Genomic DNA, 16972 nt, shown 5'->3' with positions numbered 1-16972 from the left:
TGGATGATGAATCTTGGCTATACTTGGGAGCAAAACAGTTCTGGAGGATGTCATTGTGATGAAAATCCTGAATCTGCTGCTTGTTGTGGCTACGTGCTTCTTCTTGCTCCTGATCGCTTTCGATGCTGATGCTCCTAGCGCGGCTGCTGACCCAAATCCCATGAAACAAAATCAAGATCAGTTTACCCGCATACAACCAACGTATTACGCCGAAACTTCGAAATAAATGAGAGTAAAGGGGTGGCCCCATTTGGCCATCCCTTTATTATAGTTTGTCAATAGTGGTCGTATCTTGTGTATGCCAAGTTGCGTCACATTGTTTTGTGGCCTCAGATTCCTTATAATAAATAAGATTAATGAGGAGAACGAGGTGTTTGCGTCATGGGGAAACCAAAGGCCCTGAAAGAATGGGCATCGGCTGTTAAAGCATTGGAAGATGGTACGCAAATTTTTATTATGCGTAAGGGAGGAATTGTTGAGGAAACAAAAGATTTTCAAGTGGAATCCGCTGATTTCTTTCTCTATCCAACGTATGAACATCAGAGAAAAGAACTATTGAAGGAAGATTACCGAGGGGTTATCGATGAATCTCTAATAGGTTGGCGTGCAGAGGATACGCACGTAACCATTAACAGCTATGCTCGAATGGTTGAAGATATAGAGGTAAGTGATCAAGAACAGTTGAATAAACTTTATCCCTATCACATTTGGACCGAAAATTTCACAGAAGAAAGATTAAAGTGGAAACGCAAAAATCCGATTCATATCATGCTGTTAAGGGTATATATATTGGTACAACCTTTGCGTATTCCGATCGAGCAAGCCTATATAGGCTGCAAATCATGGATTGAGCTTGGAACTGATGTACCAGAAGAGTCTTCTTTGGTTCCCGTCTTGAGCGATGGGGAGTTTGCAGCGATGGTTGCTGAAATTAAGCATACTTTGGCGTAATTAAAAAGGTAGCATTTTCAGAAAATGACCATCTTTTTCATGCAAATGCCCTTTCTTGATTTAACATAGTAAGTTATAATAGAATTATTCTAATGAGAATCAATGATAATCAATTGAAATGGTTGTCATTATCTTGTACATTCAAACACATTATGGAGGCTTAAGAAATGGCGAATTCATCAACATTTACAATAGACGGTCTAAAAGCGAACGTCGAAGGAAAGGAAATTTTAAAGGGTCTCAGCCTAGAAGTTAAAGGCGGCGAAATTCATGCTATCATGGGACCAAACGGTACAGGTAAAAGTACATTGGCGGCTGCTCTGATGGGTCACCCGAAATATGAAGTAACAGAGGGCTCTGTAACATTAGATGGTGAAGATGTTCTTGAAATGGCTGTGGACGAAAGAGCACGCGCTGGTTTGTTCTTAGCCATGCAATATCCAAGTGAAATCACAGGCGTAACGAATGCTGACTTCTTGCGCAGTGCGATGAACGTACGCCGCGGTGAAGGCAACGAAATTTCGTTGATCAAGTTCATTCGCCAAATGGAAGCAAAGATGAAGCAGCTAGAAATGAACCCAGAATTTATGCACCGTTACCTGAACGAAGGCTTCTCCGGTGGGGAGAAGAAACGTAACGAGATTCTACAAATGCTTTTGCTTGAGCCAAAGTTTGTTATTCTAGATGAAATTGACTCCGGACTCGATATCGACGCTTTACGTATCGTAGCTGAAGGTGTTAATGCTATGCGCAGCGAAGATCGTGGCTTCTTAATCATTACGCATTACCAACGTTTGCTCAACTACGTTAAACCTGATTTTGTACATGTTATGATGCAAGGTCGTATTGTAAAATCCGGTGGTCCTGAGCTTGCAGAGCGTTTGGAATCGGAAGGTTACGATTGGATCAAAGAAGAGCTCGGCATCGTGGATGAAACCGTTGGTCAAGACACGGAAGAATTCAAAGTTCCAATGAACACGCCTGGACCGAAGTACTAAAGGAGGAGGGACTTTGGTCTACGACCCAAGGTCCCAGAAAGGAGAGACTTTGATCTTCGATCAAAGATCCCTATAAATGGAGGAAACCATGAGCATTCAAACAACACTTTCCATAGATACTAATGCTATCATCGAGCTCTCTCGCAGCAAACAAGAGCCGGAGTGGATGACTGCCCTTCGTACAGAAGGGTTAGCGTTAGCGAATTCTTTGGAATTACCTGCGCTAGAAAAGACGAGAATTGACCGTTGGAGCATCTCCTCCTATGGTTCCTATAAATCGCAAGCCCCTTTGACTTCGATCGATGCTTTACCTGAAGTTGCCAAAGGATTAGCCAATTCCGATAACTTGATCGTTCAACGCAACTCCGGTATCGTGTTCAACAAAGTATCGGCAGAATTGAAGCAGCAAGGCGTTATTTTCACAGATTTGGAAACAGCCATTCGCGATCATGCGGATTTGGTGAAGCCATACTTCATGAAAGCTGTAGAAGCTAACGAAAATCAATTAACAGCTTTACATGCTGCTCTATGGAACGGTGGTATTTTCATTTATGTACCGAAAGACGTTCGTGTGGAACTTCCGCTGCAAGCATTATTTGTAACCGATGATGCCGAAGCTACGTTCACACCGCATGTTTTGATTGTTGCTGAACAGTTTAGTTCAGTTACTTATGTAGATAATTTTGTATCTTCCGTATCCGGTGTTCCGATGGTACAAAACGGAATCGTTGAAGTATTCGTGAAACCAGGTGCGCGCGTTAACTATGCATCCGTTCATAACTTGGAAGAATCCGTTACGGACTTGACTTACCGCCGTGCGATCATCGATAACGATGCGAGCATTCAGTGGGTAGTTGGTGAAATGAACTACGGTAACACACTTTCTGATACAACATCTATCCTCAAGGGCAAAGGTTCCGACTCCGATGCTAAAGTGATCTGTGTAGGAACTCATGAGCAGAAGTTGAACCTGACAACACGCGCTGTTCATTGGGGCAAAGCTTCGACAAGCGACATGATTACTCGTGCCGTTATGAGAGATAGCTCAACAGCGATCATCAACGGGATTACGAAGATCGAAAAAGGCGCACAAGGCTGTAACGGTCAACAAACAGAGAAAGTGTTGATGCTCAGCCCGAAAGCACGCGGCGATGCGAATCCGATTCTTCTTATTGATGAGGACGATGTAAAAGCCGGTCACGCAGCGAGCGTTGGTCAAGTGAATGCGGAACAAGTTCACTACTTGATGTCTCGTGGGATTACGAAGGAAGAAGCTCAGCGCTTAATTATCTACGGATTCTTGGCACCAGTTGTTTCTGAAATTCCAATTAAGAGCGTTGAAGAACAGCTGCAAAGCTTAGTGGAGAGGAAGCTGGGACAATGAATACCTCGGAGATACGTGAACTTTTTCCCATTCTGAAGCAAGAAGTGAACGGTCATCCGCTGGTGTACTTGGACAGTGCTGCTACTTCCCAGAAGCCTATTCAGGTGATTGAAGCACTGAAGCACTATTATGAGTGGGACAATGCGAACGTTCACCGCGGGGTTCATACCCTAGGTTCCCGTGCAACGGATGCATACGAAGGAGCCAGAGCCAAAGTGGCTAAGTTCATTGGTGCATCCAGTGAGCAGGAAATCATTTTCACTAGAGGTACGACAACGGCTATCAACATTGTAGCAAGCAGTTATGCGAAATCCGTATTGCGTGAAGGAGATGAAATCGTCCTTACACCGATGGAGCATCACAGCAACCTGATTCCATGGCAGCAAGCTGCCAAGGCATCAGGCGCTACTTTAAAATATATTCCTTTACAGCCTGATGGTTCGATTTCGCTTGCAGATGTTGAAAATACGATAACTAATCGTACGAAAATCGTTTCGGTTGTGTATATTTCCAACGTTCTGGGTGTCGTTAATCCAATCAAAGAAATCGCCCAAATCGCCCATAAGCATGGTGCGAAGATGATGGTCGATGGCGCACAAAGCACACCACATATGAAGGTGGATGTACAAGATTTGGATTGCGACTTCTACGCGCTTTCCGGTCACAAGATGTGTGGCCCTACCGGAATCGGGGCATTGTATGGAAAGAAGGCCTTGCTAGAGAATATGGAGCCCGTTGAATTTGGTGGCGAGATGATTGATCATGTGGATCTCTATGAGTCAACATGGAAAGAACTGCCTTGGAAGTTTGAAGGTGGAACACCAATTATCGCAGGAGCTGTTGGCCTCAGCGCGGCAATCGATTTTCTTCAAGAAGTCGGTATGGACAATATTTACAAACACGATATTCAGCTCACGAATTATGCAATGGAGCGTATGACTCAGATCGAGGATCTGGTTGTCTATGGCCCTACTGCGAACCGTGCAGGACTCGTAACGTTTAATCTAGGCGATGTGCATCCTCATGATGTCGCAACCGTTCTGGATGCGGAAGGAGTTGCTGTGCGTGCCGGTCACCATTGCTGTCAGCCTTTAATGAGATGGCTTGAGGTGAGTTCTACGGCTCGTGCAAGCTTCTATCTATACAATACAGAAGCTGATATTGACCGACTTGTGTTGGCCTTACAAAAAACAAAGGAGTACTTCGGCCATGCAATTGGATGATTTATACCGTAGAGTGATTATGGATCACTATAAAACACCGCGCAACCGTGGGAAGTTTGAGTCTGGCGAAGCAGTTACCATTGATCTTAATAACCCAACTTGTGGCGATAAAATTTCCCTGCAGATGCAGGTAGAAGATGGTGTCGTGAAGATGGCCAAATTCACAGGTGAAGGCTGTTCGATTAGCTTATCCTCTGCATCTATGATGACGGATGCGGTCAAAGGTAAGACCATCGAAGAAGCTCTGAAGATGGCTGATGGCTTTTCTGGCTTGATGAAGGGCGAACCTGTTGAGTTTGAATATGAAGATATTGAGGCGTTATCTGGTGTAAATAAATTCCCAGCACGTATTAAATGTGCAACCCTGGCATGGAACGCACTTCGCAAAGGGATTGAACATTCTCAAAAAACCGATAACTAACGCAAAAGCGATGCATAGAATAGAAAAGCTGTTTTTGGGTTACTGCACAAAAATTCTAAGGAGGAATCAACCATGGCTAAACAAATGCCAGATCTCGAGGATTATAAATATGGTTTTAGAGATGAGCACAAATCGATTTTTCAATCGGGTAAAGGCTTAACTCGTGAAATCGTTGAAGAAATCTCCAGAATTAAAGGCGAACCTGAGTGGATGCTTGAGTTTCGTTTGAAATCCTTGGAGCAATTTTTCAAAATGCCAATGCCACGTTGGGGCGGAAACATGGATGATCTGGATTTCGATGATATCCAGTACTATGTAAGACCGTCTGAGAAGCAAGGCAAAACGTGGGAAGAAGTTCCTACAGAAATTAAAGAAACATTCGACAAACTTGGTATTCCTGAAGCGGAACAAAAATTCTTAGCTGGTGTATCGGCTCAGTATGAATCTGAAGTTGTTTACCACAGCATGCAAAAGGAACTTGAAGACCAAGGCGTTATCTTTACAGATACGGATTCGGCTCTTCGTGAATATCCTGAGCTGTTTAGACAATATTTCGGAACTATTATTCCGCCCAGCGATAATAAATTCGCTGCGTTGAATAGTGCGGTATGGTCCGGTGGTTCCTTCATCTATGTCCCTAAAGGCGTAAAATGTGAAGTTCCATTGCAGGCTTACTTCCGTATTAACTCCGAGAACATGGGACAATTCGAGCGTACATTGATCATCACCGATGAGGAAAGCTTCGTGCACTACGTAGAGGGCTGTACTGCTCCTATTTACAGCACAAACTCCCTTCATAGCGCAGTAGTAGAAATCGTATGTCTCAAAAACTCCCGTGCACGTTACACAACGATTCAAAACTGGGCACCGAACATCTACAACCTCGTTACAAAACGTGCGGTTGCAGAAGAAGGCGCTACAATGGAATGGGTCGATGGTAACATTGGTTCCAAGCTGACGATGAAGTACCCAGCTGTTGTGCTGAAAGGCCGCGGCGCTAAAGGGATGGTTCTTTCCATCGCTGTAGCTGGTAAAGGGCAGCACCAAGACGCTGGCGCGAAAATGACGCATCTGGCGCCTGACACAACTTCGACGATCGTATCCAAATCGATCTCCAAACACGGTGGTAAAGTTACGTACCGTGGTCTGGCTTCCTTCGGACGCAACTCCCAAGGTTCCAAAGCAAACATCAAATGTGATACGTTGATTCTAGATAACGAGTCAACGTCAGATACGATTCCATATAATGAAATCATGAACGACAACATTACGCTAGAGCATGAAGCAACAGTATCCAAGGTATCTGAGGACCAATTGTTCTACCTCATGAGCCGCGGTCTTACTGAGGCTGAAGCAACGCAAATGATCGTTATGGGCTTCATTGAGCCGTTCACGAAAGAACTTCCAATGGAATATGCCGTAGAAATGAATCGTCTCATTAAATTTGAGATGGAAGGTTCCATCGGTTAATTGATATTCACAACTTAAAGCGTGCCCGAGTTTCTCGGGCACGCTTTTTTTAGTTAATATTTGTCTGGCAAAGCTTCCAAGATGATCCAAGCAGTTCAAATGGCCTTTTATGCATATTTGCAAGCCACTTGTCTCACTCTATAGAGGATAATTATGTGTCCCTAAAGGAGAATAGAAGCGATGTGGAAAAGGCTTAAAGTAGCAGCAATTGGTAGCATAGTAGTCATGATGGCAACTACAACCGCTTGTGGGAGGGATAATGTCAGCCCTGATAATGCGGCACCAACGCAGAATCCTACAGCACAATCAGGTACAGGTAATATGCAGTCTCAGAGCTTGTCACAACCAGGACAAGGAACGACATTAGGTAATGGTGACGCTGTTGTACCCATTAAAGCGATTAACAATGTAAATTATGTAGCTGCACGTGAACTTATCGAAACCTTAAATTTCCAGTCAAACTGGGAGGAAGGCAATCAGAAGCTGTTAATTGGCGATTATGACGCAAACTACGAAGTGACAATGAATTCGACGAAAGCGATGAAGGATGGTTCAGAAATCCGAGTTAGCCAACCCTTTATCAAGGAGGGGGATACGGCTTATTTACCAGTCTCTGCTTTGGCAGACTTATTTCAAGAAGATATGTCTTATGAAGTGCAGAATGGCCAATTGTTGATTCATGCTGCTCCGGTTGCTCCAATTGAGCGTGAAGATGATAACGACCCCCGCGGTAATACAGTGGAGCTTGAGTTTGGCGATGATCCGACGGATCCTTTCAAAGGTGAAGGTTCGGGAGCGAACCCGGCTTCTATGCCACAAGATGGGGATGACCTTGAAGTGTGGGCATCCACTAATCAGGAAGAAATAATGCCAGTTCTTAAGAACATTAATATTAATGCAATGATTAACAAAGGCAAACAATACTTAGGTGTGAAATATAAGTTCGGTACAGGACCTTATCCGCAAACAGGAAAATTTGATTGCTCGACGTTTACCCAATATGTATTTGGAAAATATGGTATAAAGCTACCGAGGATTGCTCGTCAACAAGCGGCGCATGGGAATTTGGTTAGCCGAAAATCCTTACGCAAAGGTGATTTGATGTTTTTCTATGTACCAGGTCGATTCAAAACCAATAAAACAGTTGGACACGTTGGTATTTATATAGGCAACATGCAAATGCTCCATGCTTCACCTAAACCACAGAATGGTGTTCAGATCACTAATATTAATAAAGCGTATTGGAAATCAACGTTTCTAAGAGCAAAACGCATCGCATATTAATTCGTTAAAGAGTCTATCCTTCGGGATAGACTTCTTTTATTTTTCAATAAATTGAAACAAAAGGTCTGTTCGCGCGTTTTATCTAGTATAAAGATTTGAATGGAGGAAGTTGAATCGATGAATATTGCGCTCTTCGAAAAATTGGTGGACGGACAGCTACAAAAAATTAGTGAACGCCCATGGGATGAGCAACTCATTCAAGCCTTAAATGTAGCTAACTTTGTTCTTATTGGCGGTAAGGAATATGAAATGATTGAAGGAAGATTGAACTTAGATCTTAATGTTTTTGAGCTTCTGTTGGTTACGGTAAGCTCAGGAGGGGGAGGGAACAGGCAGTGAAACGACCGCTTAAAGTACTTTCCACCTCTATAGGCATCATGCTTGTAAGTCATATGCTGCTGCTATCAGCGCATGCCGCAGAGTCTCCAAATCCGAGTGCTGTATCTAAGCTGGTTGAATGGTCTTCTGAAGACGTCAAAGCTTATTACGACCCTTCGGTTGACTGGAGTTTGCCCGTGCCCGTGCTATCGGATAATAAAACGACGTCGCCTTCTCCATCTCCTACGCCTGAAGCAGGGGGGAGCTCAACGGGCTCTGGAGGAATGAACCAGATAACCGGTGGCGGTGGTTTTGGTTGGGATGATTTATTACTATACCATTTGATCTTTAATACGGTAAGTCCTTACTCATCAAGCAGTTGGGGCAGCAATCACCGTTCCTATCATTATCGTTCAAATACGCCATATGTGACGAAAACCTATCAACCGAATTCGTTCTCAAATCGATCCACAACGAAGACACCAACAACCTCGAGTGGAACAGGCTCGTTTACAACTAATAAGTCATCGTCAAACAGTGCGAGCGGCGGAACAACATCAAGCTCCAAATCGACCTCAACCTCTTCCGGTAGTATTGGCGGTAAATCAAGTGGTTTCAGCTCTTCGTCAAGCTCCAGTTCGGGAGGTTAATTTCTGTGATATATGAAGTCATCGGGACGCCTTCTCCCAACAGAGATCATAGGGTGCTGCAGCTGGCAGGCCTTGGTTTTACATGGGCAGATATGGAAGAGGAAGCGTACTGGATTGACCAACTAGTGGTTATGCAGCGACATGCATACGAAGAACTTATCCATGCGGCTGGAGGTTTGTGGCGCGTGTTTGATAAGACGGTTCGTTATGTGAAAGGGAAGAGGGAGTTATATGAGCTCTTGTCTATTCCTGAAGTGCTGTGGGATGGGTTAGATCGACTCGAGCCGGGTGCCGCGGGCTTCATTAGTCGATATGCAAGGTTTGATTTTACCGTGAATCAGCAAGGCGGTATTAAGCTTTTAGAGCTGAATGCAGATACACCTACAGGGTATGTAGAAGCAGCGATCGCTACACCCTGGTTATTTGATCAAATGGGAATAGAATCACCAAACCATGCTATGAAAGAACTAATCCGCTCAGCGTGGGAGATCGAAGCGCCTGACTTTGCTACCTGCATTGCATATGGAAAGCATGTTGAAGATACGGGAACCATAGATGCTCTTGTAGCGCATAGCGGAAGAAAGGTAACCTGTTTCGATTGTTTGGATTTATGGATTGACGAAGGCGTCGTTAAGGTCGGAGAGAACCAAATCATCAACAAAATGTTTGCGCTATACCCAAAGGAATGGATGGGCATTGATGATGGAGGAGAGGCCTTCTCTTATGCGATTGAAGAACGATTCATACAAGTTTTCAATCCATTACATGCGGTCATCTTGCAGTCAAAAGGCTTGCAAGCCATCATATGGGGCTTGCATGAGGAAGGCGCAGAATTGTTCACCTCAGATGAGCATGAGGCAATAAGGACCTATATGCTGCCTACTTATATGACGCCTGATCTTACAGGTGATTACGTGTCCAAATCCATGTTCGGTAGAGAAGGCGGCTCGGTTGAGTTGTATAACACGCAGGGTGAATTAGAGGTCAAAGATGAAGTTGGCTTTGATACGAGTGTGTTTTTCAAGCGTGTTTATCAGCAGCGAGCCGATTTACCCGAGCTATCTTTTGCTCATGGAAATAAACATTTATTAACAGGTCTCTTTGTCCTTAACGGAACACCGTGCGGGCTATTAGGGAGAGCAGGTGGGATGATTACAGGAAATGCTAGTCAATTTGTAGCGATAGGAGTGAAAGCACCTTGAAAAAAGGACGATTTTGGCTAATGGCAGCGGGCTTCGTTGTATGCATCCTAATCATTTGGGCCATTAGCAGTGCACTTCATAAGAAACCATCCGTTTTGAGTAAGACTACAGTTGGAAGTCCCCCAATCACAAGTAGTATGAGTGGTGAAGTACCGTGGGATTATCAAGTACAGCAGGTAAAAGTCGGGGATTTATTGGATGGGGATATGGTCCTGCTGCCGAATAATGAACGGATTTCGAACGATCAGAATTTTGCTACAGGGGACCAAGTGTGGGTACTAAGCTATATGCAGGCAACAATGAAAACAGATGCTCAAGGGAAGAACGATGTTACACTTTCGCAATGGAAGCCAATTAAGACATTTAAAACGAAGGAAGAAGCTGAAAAAGATTTAGCGGAGTTAAAAATAGAAATTAAGACGGATGTAAAATTAGTAGGGGTTTACAAAACGGCGCTGGATGGAAAATTTCGCTATTTCGCGGTAGCTGATCTACCAACAGGACAGAAAGTGAAGCATCCCATTCCAGAGGAACGTTATATAAGCTTTAAAAACAAGAAGGAAGTACAGGTTATTCTAGAGGAAGTACACGATTACAGTAATTTTGATCAAGCTATGGCGAAATTTCGGGGGTGGGCAGAATGATAGTTTTGGATATAGTAATTAGTTTATTTGTGATTGTCCTGCTGCAATTCGCAGGTATGTACGTGTTTAGTTTAATGACGCCCTACCGCGATATGGAGGAAATAAACAATGGCAATGTAGCCGTCGGCATCACCATGGGTGGTAAATTTATAGCTACAGCGATTGTATTAGGCATTGCGGCTTACACGAATTCTTCGATCTGGCATATGAGCCTATGGTTCGCGGTAGGGTATGTATGTTTGCTTGCTACGTATTGGATCTTTGATTGGCTTACACCAGGTGTGAAGCTATCTGATCAACTAAAGCAAGGGAATGTAGCGGTTGGCACGCTGCTAGCTGCCGTCTATATTGGAATCGCAATTGCAGTCAGCAGTCTTATTATTTAATTAGATGGCGATTTTTGTTATTTCTACGTCGCCAAGTTGTGATAGATCCAAGAATTGATTATTAATGTTAATGAGCGGTCGGAAGAAATCAGTTGGATTTATCATGACGATCGTACCGACGCGTCCGTCACTTAGTAATACTTTCTTACCGATAAAATTAGGAATCATGTTGCGGATAAATACTTGAGTTATTTTTGGATCAAGCTGGCCAAAACTCATGCGGTACAGTTCCTTCAGAACGATCAGTAGATCACGTTTTTGCTGGTAAACCCGGTTGCAGATCATAGCACTGTAAACGTCTGCAACCGAAATTATAAGCGAGTATGAATGGATTTCTGTACTCTTTTTGCGTAAAGGATAGCCTGTACCATCCATACGTTCATGGTGCTCTAGAGCAACGAGAGCAAGGGGATTGTCATTTAAGGATTTTTTGATGATTTCATAGCCATATATCGTATGTTTCTGAATTTCATTGTACTCATCGTTGGTTAGCTTTGCGGGTTTATGTAGAATGTCTGAATGGATTTTACTTTTGCCGATATCGTGTAGATAGCCTGCCTTTCCAATATGAAGGGCTTCTTTCTCACTTTTATTCATCCACTTAGCAATAAAGTAGGATAACATACCTACTTGCACACTGTGTTGGTACGTATAATCATCATTGCTGTTCAAAGAAAGCAGTAACGAAACAACGTCTTTCTCCTCCTGAAAGCCTTCTATCATCGGATTGAAAGCGGATTCTATAAGTTCAATATGAATAGATTCTCCGTTTTGTACGGCAGCAAATATATCTTTTATACCGGTGATTGCATCGTTAAAAGAGTGTAATTGCTTGCTATTTGCTTGTCGGACTGTAGGCTCTTCAAACTCATTAACGGCTTCATTCCCTCTAGGGTGTATATCTACATATTCTACATTGTGGCGATTGAGCATCAAAATATCTCCGCTATCAACGACAGTGCCTGATGAAAGAAGATGAAGTCCTACCATATTATAGGAATCAGAAATAAGCTTATCACCCACAATAAGTTGAAGCACATGTATACGCATAGAAGCTCCTCTCCTAGTCCTATAATCCATCGGTTTTCCGTAGGTATATGGTTATACTACATCCCAATATATCGGCTGTAAAGACTTTTAGCCTGAATTAAATCTTCGGTTCCTTGGATAAGGACACGGCCATCTGGAAAGATGATCATGTGCAAATCCGGGGCTGCTTCGAACTTTAAAAGGAAGCGATTTTTCTCTACCGGTCCAAGTGGTTTTAATCGTTCTTCCCAATATTCAAGGGGTTTGTCGGAAGGAATTACCGGATGAATCTGGACGGAATTACGACCGCATAAGGATTGAATCGTGTCACTTTCCACACCGACTTCTAAGTAATCGAACTGCTTCATTGCGCAGGCGGGACAGTCTGATTTAAGCGCACCTGCGACACTAATCGCTGAATTCTGATTGAACCATAAGTCCCATTGCTGCATTCTAAGATTAAGCTGTTCGTTCGCGCCAACAAGCAATTTAAGAGCTTCCGTTGCTTGAAAGGAAGCTACAACATGAATGATTCCGCCAATAACGCCAGCAGTATCACAGGTTTCAGTCGTGCCTGCGGCGGGAGCTTGTGTGAAAAGGCAGCGAAGGCATGGTGTTTGTCCCGGAAGGATCGTCAAAGAGACTCCTCTAGAGGCGACAGCACCTCCATAAATCCAAGGAATCCCTAGTTTGATACTTACATCGTTAATCAGGAAGCGAACCGAAAAGTTATCGGTTCCATCAAGAATTAAATCTACATCGCTTAATAACTTTTCAGCATTCAAGGAATTCAGATCGGTTACATGAGGCTCAATCGTTACCTGCGAATTTACGAGTTGTAACCGTTTTGCTGCTGCAATCGCTTTGGGTGTGGTGGAAGCTGCATCTTCTTCATCGTAGAGCATTTGTCGTTGTAAGTTGCTAGTATCGACAAAATCACGATCAATCAGTCGTACATAACCGACCCCTGCACGAACCATATGGTTGGCAAGAACGGTGCCTAGAGCACCCATTCCTACGATAGCAACTCGACTTCCTCCGAGTTTGCGCTGTCCTTCTTTACCAATGGGGGAAAACAGGACTTGTCTGGAATAGCGCGTATCAACGTCTTCATTCTGATCTCTACGTAAATGAGTGTCCAAGTGTGGTCATCTCCTGTCTGGTTTATTCGAATTGTGGCGTTTGGAGCGGGTTCCAGGGACCTGTTTGGCTGCCTTTCCACTCCGAGCCATCTTCCCATATCTCTTTTTTCCAAATGGGTACGATTTGTTTTAGGCGTTCAATCGCATACCGACTCGCATCATAGCAATGGACGCGATGCGGGGATGAAACGGCAATAACGACGCTAGCTTCGGCAATAGCGACCTTGCCCAAACGGTGAGTAATTGCACAAAGCGTGCCTGGCCACTGATTTTCTATCTCTTCACCGATGGTTTCCATGGTTTTGAGTGCCATCGGGATGTAGGCTTCATACTCCAAAAGGACGGTCCGCTGCCCATAGGTCATTTCTCTTGTTGTCCCTATGAAAGCAAGCGAAGCGCCGTGATTGGGGTGGTTGACTTTAGAAGCTACCTTGGATGGATCAATCGTATCGTGGGTGATTTCATACTTAGATGGTTGACCGCCTGACACAGGGGGAATCAGTGCAATTTCATCGGCAGCTGTGACGATTTCCTGATCTCCGGCATAAGCTTGATTTTTAGCAAAAAAACAGGTCGCAAGTTGAGAGGAAGCTGCCGGATAGGCTGCTGTGATCTGCTTTTTGAGCTGCTCAATAGAAATAGATTCTTGTTCGATATCTATAATTAGGATGGAAGTCCCGAATAGGTCTACCAAACCTGCAAAGAGTTGGATGTGTATGTTCACGGCTCTGCTCCTAATGGCTTAGTTGTTGGAATCCCTTACAGCATATCATATTTTGACCTGAAAATGGTATAATGGGTAGAGCAATTGGATAATAAATGGCGCTTAATGATGAGAGGGGAAATGTATTCATGCAAGAAGATTTGCGCATACAAGTGTCAGACCTACATATAAAAAATGAAGCATTCACGATATCCGAGATGGTTGCACTTGCTGAGCAGCAGTTATCGCTTCAGGAGCGTGTACCGAATGTGCAGGGAGATGCCTTTGATTTGAAATCGTGGTATCGGAGCTGGAAGAGAAGCCGTAATGGAGGGCATGCTGAAGAACCTACGTATCTGAAAGTGGAGGCAGTAGACGAATTTGAAGCACTAATGCCTTGGTCACAATTAGATTCCGCCTTATTTCTATATGCTCAAGATGGACAGGCGCTCAAGAAAGGTTATCCGATTCGTCTTTACGTGCCGGATGGCAGCAGTGAATGTCTCAATGTCAAAAGTGTTATCAAAGTGTGGTTTCTTCATGATCAGGCGCTCGGGGAAGAAGCGACTTTCGGATTCAAAAACAGAGTGGCACTTGATGAGCTAAAATTCAAGAAATGAGAGGCCATTCTACTGCATAAGATTAGACATGCTTCGGATCTGACTTACAAAGAAAAGAGGTGAACGGTGTGTCTGAGCCCTTGCAACGACTCGTTATATTACATACGAATGACATTCATAGTCATTTTGAACAGATGCCCAAAATTAGCGCGTACTTTGATCGTGTGCGTCGACTGTGGCCGGCTGATCAGGTGTTGACACTTGATATTGGCGATCATATGGACCGGATGCGCCCTGAAACGGAAGGCACGAATGCTTCTGCCAACTTGGAAATTATGAACGTGACCGGCTATGAAGCGATGGTCATGGGTAATAATGAAGGGCTGACGTTCACACCGGAATTGTTAAGAACGGTTGTGAAGGAGCATGCCAAATTCCCAATTATCGGCAGCAATATTATAGAAGTGGCGACGAATAAGACGCCGGATTGGATGCTTCCTACACTTACGATTGAGAAATCGGGTCTCACCATTGGAATCATCGGGGTAACAGCGGCTTATCAAGCGTACTATGAACTGCTTGGATGGCATGTAACGGACCCACTCGAAGCTGTAAAGGCCTATGCTAGGCTTCTTCGCCCAAGGGTGGATATCATTGTTGTCATGTCCCACTTGGGATTGCGTTCGGATCAACGTATGGCTGAGGAGCTGGAAGGCATCGATATCATCCTCGGCGGCCATACGCATCATGTACTGGAGGAGCCGCTCCTGCTCAGCGGCACCTATATTTGCGCGGCCGGCAAGTTCGGTCAGTATGCCGGCCATATTGAACTTGCCTACGATCCGGCGCAGCGCCGGATCGTGGAGCTCCAAGGCCGCGTCGTCCCTATGACGGACGCAAGTGAAGAAGACAGCAGCGTTACCGAGCTGCTGGAGCACTACCGCATCGCCAGCGCAGCGGCGCTGAATGCGGAGGTGGCGCAGCTGCGGGAACCGCTGCGCCTCGATTGGTACGGCGAATCCCCGCTCGGCAACTTGCTTGCCGCAGGGATTCGCCGCTGGACCAGCGCCGAAATCGGGCTGGTCAATAGCGGCCAGCTCCTTCAGGGACTGAAGGAGGGGCGCCTGACACGCGGCAGATTGCTGGAAATCTGCCCAGGTCCGATCAACCCCTGCCGGCTGCTGCTCAGCGGGGCGGACCTGATGCAAGCACTCGAAGAGTCGCTGCTTGGCGAGTTCATGGAGAAGCCGATTCGCGGCTTCGGCTTCCGTGGCGAGGTGCTGGGCGTGCTGTGTGTCGACGGATTGACCGTCATGACCGACAGAACCCGTGCACCTTACGAACGCATCATCGCGGTGAACGTGGGCGATGAGCCTTTAGACCTTAGTCGTGACTATGTCGTTGGCACGATCGACATGTTTACTTTCGGCTCAGGTTATTTATCGCTCGGTCGCGGCAAACAGGTGACGTATATGCTGCCTGAATTTATCCGTGATGTACTAGCTTTTGAGCTTCGCGACGAAGACGCGATAGTAAGCAGTCATTTCCTAAGATTTACGGATAGAAGACCTAATGCAAATAACGAATAAGTCGAACAACCACGACCTTTGTCGAAGGAGTTGTCAGATCTACCAAGTTACAGGTAGAATAGATAATTGGACAGGAGTACATCTATAAACTCTCAACTCATAGGGGGAAACCATGCATACTATTTTTGAAGCGATCATCATAGGGATCGTAGAGGGATTGACCGAGTTTTTACCGGTTTCTTCTACAGGGCATATGATTCTAGCACAAAGCCTATTAAACACCAAAAATGATGAAGTGATGCAAACTTTTAATTTTTTCATCCAACTAGGTGCTATTCTGGCCGTCGTGCTCATTTATTGGAAACGGATTTTATCCTTATTCGGATTAGTTAAAAGGAAAAGCGAGAGTAGAGCTGGGAATAAACTGAATTTACTGCACATTCTCATCGGTATCCTACCAGCAGGGATTATCGGCATCATGTTTAATGATATCGTCGATGAGAAGCTTTTTAACGCAACAACGGTATTGATCGGGCTTGTCCTTGGGGGCATCTTGTTGATCATCGCGGAGAAGAAGAAGGAAAAGCCAAGTGTTGAGGTTTTGGATGATTTAACGTATCGTCAAGCATTCTTTATCGGTTTGTGGCAATTGGTTTCCATTTGGCCTGGGTTCTCTCGGTCTGGATCGACGATTGCCGGTGGGATGCTCTCCGGCGTAAGCCGAGCCGCTTCTGCAGACTTCACCTTCATTATGGCGATTCCCATTATGTTTGGAGCTTCTGGCGTATATATTCTCAAAAACTACGACGCACTCTCCTTGAATGATCTACCCTTTTTCGCAGTAGGCTTTGTCGTTGCATTTATCGTAGCGTTGTTGGCCGTCTTCTCTTTCATCAAGTTTGTTCAAAATATGAAATTAACGTATTTTGCTTACTACCGGTTTGCATTAGCCATCATTTTCGCTCTTTATATGTACTTAAAGTAACAATAACTCTTTTATTTATCGAACCGCGTCGAATGATGCGGTTTTTTTTATTGAACTTTATTGTGAAATCTATTACATTTAAATAGAAAGTAA

General features: G+C 44.5%; 19 protein-coding genes. 16 read left to right on the top strand and 3 right to left on the bottom strand.

The genetic code is table 11. The features are described from left to right. Positions 1-13 precede the first annotated feature (13 nt). The 13 genes from QFZ78_RS15135 (at position 14) to QFZ78_RS15075 (ending at position 10931) form a co-directional block, all read left to right on the top strand. Positions 14-226: a hypothetical protein gene (locus QFZ78_RS15135; protein WP_307548709.1), complete on the top strand. Its 213-nt coding sequence runs from the start codon at positions 14-16 to the stop codon at positions 224-226. 155 nt (positions 227-381) lie between these two features. Continuing rightward, positions 382-951 carry a DUF1802 family protein gene (locus QFZ78_RS15130; protein WP_307548707.1) on the top strand — a complete coding sequence of 190 codons (570 nt, stop codon included), beginning with the start codon at positions 382-384 and terminating at the stop codon, positions 949-951. A gap of 167 nt (positions 952-1118) precedes the next feature. Continuing rightward, positions 1119-1949: a Fe-S cluster assembly ATPase SufC gene (gene sufC, locus QFZ78_RS15125; protein WP_307548704.1), complete on the top strand. Its 831-nt coding sequence runs from the start codon at positions 1119-1121 to the stop codon at positions 1947-1949. Between the two features lie 88 nt (positions 1950-2037). Further along, positions 2038-3333 carry a Fe-S cluster assembly protein SufD gene (gene sufD / locus QFZ78_RS15120; protein ID WP_307548702.1) on the top strand — a complete coding sequence of 432 codons (1296 nt, stop codon included), beginning with the start codon at positions 2038-2040 and terminating at the stop codon, positions 3331-3333. Further along, the gene (locus tag QFZ78_RS15115; RefSeq protein ID WP_307548700.1) at positions 3330-4556 is read left to right on the top strand and encodes a cysteine desulfurase; all 1227 of its coding nucleotides are present in this window, start codon (positions 3330-3332) and stop codon (positions 4554-4556) included. The genes sufD and QFZ78_RS15115 overlap by 4 nt, the downstream gene beginning before the upstream one ends. Continuing rightward, a complete protein-coding gene (gene sufU, locus QFZ78_RS15110) occupies positions 4543-4977 on the top strand; it encodes a Fe-S cluster assembly sulfur transfer protein SufU (RefSeq protein ID WP_307548698.1) in 435 nt (144 codons plus the stop codon). The genes QFZ78_RS15115 and sufU overlap by 14 nt, the downstream gene beginning before the upstream one ends. Positions 4978-5049: 72 nt before the next feature. Continuing rightward, a complete protein-coding gene (sufB, locus tag QFZ78_RS15105) occupies positions 5050-6447 on the top strand; it encodes a Fe-S cluster assembly protein SufB (RefSeq protein WP_047676683.1) in 1398 nt (465 codons plus the stop codon). Positions 6448-6627: 180 nt separating this feature from the next. Continuing rightward, entirely contained in the window at positions 6628-7731 is a 1104-nt protein-coding gene (locus QFZ78_RS15100; protein ID WP_307548696.1) for a C40 family peptidase, read from the top strand. A 117-nt stretch (positions 7732-7848) separates the two neighbouring features. Next, entirely contained in the window at positions 7849-8070 is a 222-nt protein-coding gene (locus tag QFZ78_RS15095; protein ID WP_307548694.1) for a hypothetical protein, read from the top strand. Beyond that, on the top strand, positions 8067-8699 hold the full coding sequence (locus tag QFZ78_RS15090; protein WP_307548692.1) for a hypothetical protein: 633 nt from the start codon (positions 8067-8069) through the stop codon (positions 8697-8699). The genes QFZ78_RS15095 and QFZ78_RS15090 overlap by 4 nt, the downstream gene beginning before the upstream one ends. 5 nt (positions 8700-8704) lie before the next feature. Then, on the top strand, positions 8705-9901 hold the full coding sequence (locus tag QFZ78_RS15085) for a glutathionylspermidine synthase family protein (RefSeq protein ID WP_307548690.1): 1197 nt from the start codon (positions 8705-8707) through the stop codon (positions 9899-9901). Next, positions 9898-10545 (top strand): signal peptide protein, encoded by a 648-nt coding sequence (locus QFZ78_RS15080; RefSeq protein ID WP_307548688.1) that lies wholly within the window; start codon positions 9898-9900, stop codon positions 10543-10545. Before QFZ78_RS15085 ends, QFZ78_RS15080 begins: the two co-directional genes overlap by 4 nt. Beyond that, positions 10542-10931: a DUF350 domain-containing protein gene (locus QFZ78_RS15075; RefSeq protein WP_307548687.1), complete on the top strand. Its 390-nt coding sequence runs from the start codon at positions 10542-10544 to the stop codon at positions 10929-10931. Before QFZ78_RS15080 ends, QFZ78_RS15075 begins: the two co-directional genes overlap by 4 nt. Here the strand turns inward: QFZ78_RS15075 and QFZ78_RS15070 are convergent, their stop codons facing one another. The 3 genes from QFZ78_RS15070 to QFZ78_RS15060 are packed head-to-tail and all read right to left on the bottom strand — an operon-like array spanning position 10932 to position 13826. After that, a complete protein-coding gene (locus QFZ78_RS15070; RefSeq protein ID WP_307548685.1) occupies positions 10932-11981 on the bottom strand; it encodes an HD-GYP domain-containing protein in 1050 nt (349 codons plus the stop codon). It abuts the gene before it with no gap. A gap of 56 nt (positions 11982-12037) precedes the next feature. Then, positions 12038-13102, bottom strand: coding sequence for a ThiF family adenylyltransferase (locus QFZ78_RS15065; RefSeq protein ID WP_307548683.1), 1065 nt, complete (start codon positions 13100-13102; stop codon positions 12038-12040). Between the two features lie 22 nt (positions 13103-13124). Then, entirely contained in the window at positions 13125-13826 is a 702-nt protein-coding gene (locus QFZ78_RS15060; protein WP_307548680.1) for a molybdenum cofactor biosynthesis protein, read from the bottom strand. Positions 13827-13954: 128 nt separating this feature from the next. Between QFZ78_RS15060 and QFZ78_RS15055 the strand changes: the two genes are divergently transcribed. From QFZ78_RS15055 to QFZ78_RS15045, 3 genes are all read left to right on the top strand, one after another. Then, positions 13955-14425, top strand: a complete 471-nt coding sequence (locus tag QFZ78_RS15055) for a hypothetical protein (protein WP_307548678.1) — start codon at positions 13955-13957, stop codon at positions 14423-14425. Between the two features lie 68 nt (positions 14426-14493). Next, entirely contained in the window at positions 14494-15954 is a 1461-nt protein-coding gene (locus tag QFZ78_RS15050; protein WP_307548676.1) for a bifunctional metallophosphatase/5'-nucleotidase, read from the top strand. A gap of 112 nt (positions 15955-16066) precedes the next feature. Next, positions 16067-16879 carry an undecaprenyl-diphosphate phosphatase gene (locus tag QFZ78_RS15045; protein WP_307548674.1) on the top strand — a complete coding sequence of 271 codons (813 nt, stop codon included), beginning with the start codon at positions 16067-16069 and terminating at the stop codon, positions 16877-16879. The last annotated feature ends 93 nt before the right edge of the window (positions 16880-16972 follow it).

It is taken from the genome of Paenibacillus sp. V4I5, from assembly GCF_030817255.1.
Taxonomy (GTDB): domain Bacteria; phylum Bacillota; class Bacilli; order Paenibacillales; family NBRC-103111; genus Paenibacillus_E.
Note: the sequence above shows the minus strand (reverse complement) of the source record. Positions and strands in the feature narration are given on the sequence as shown.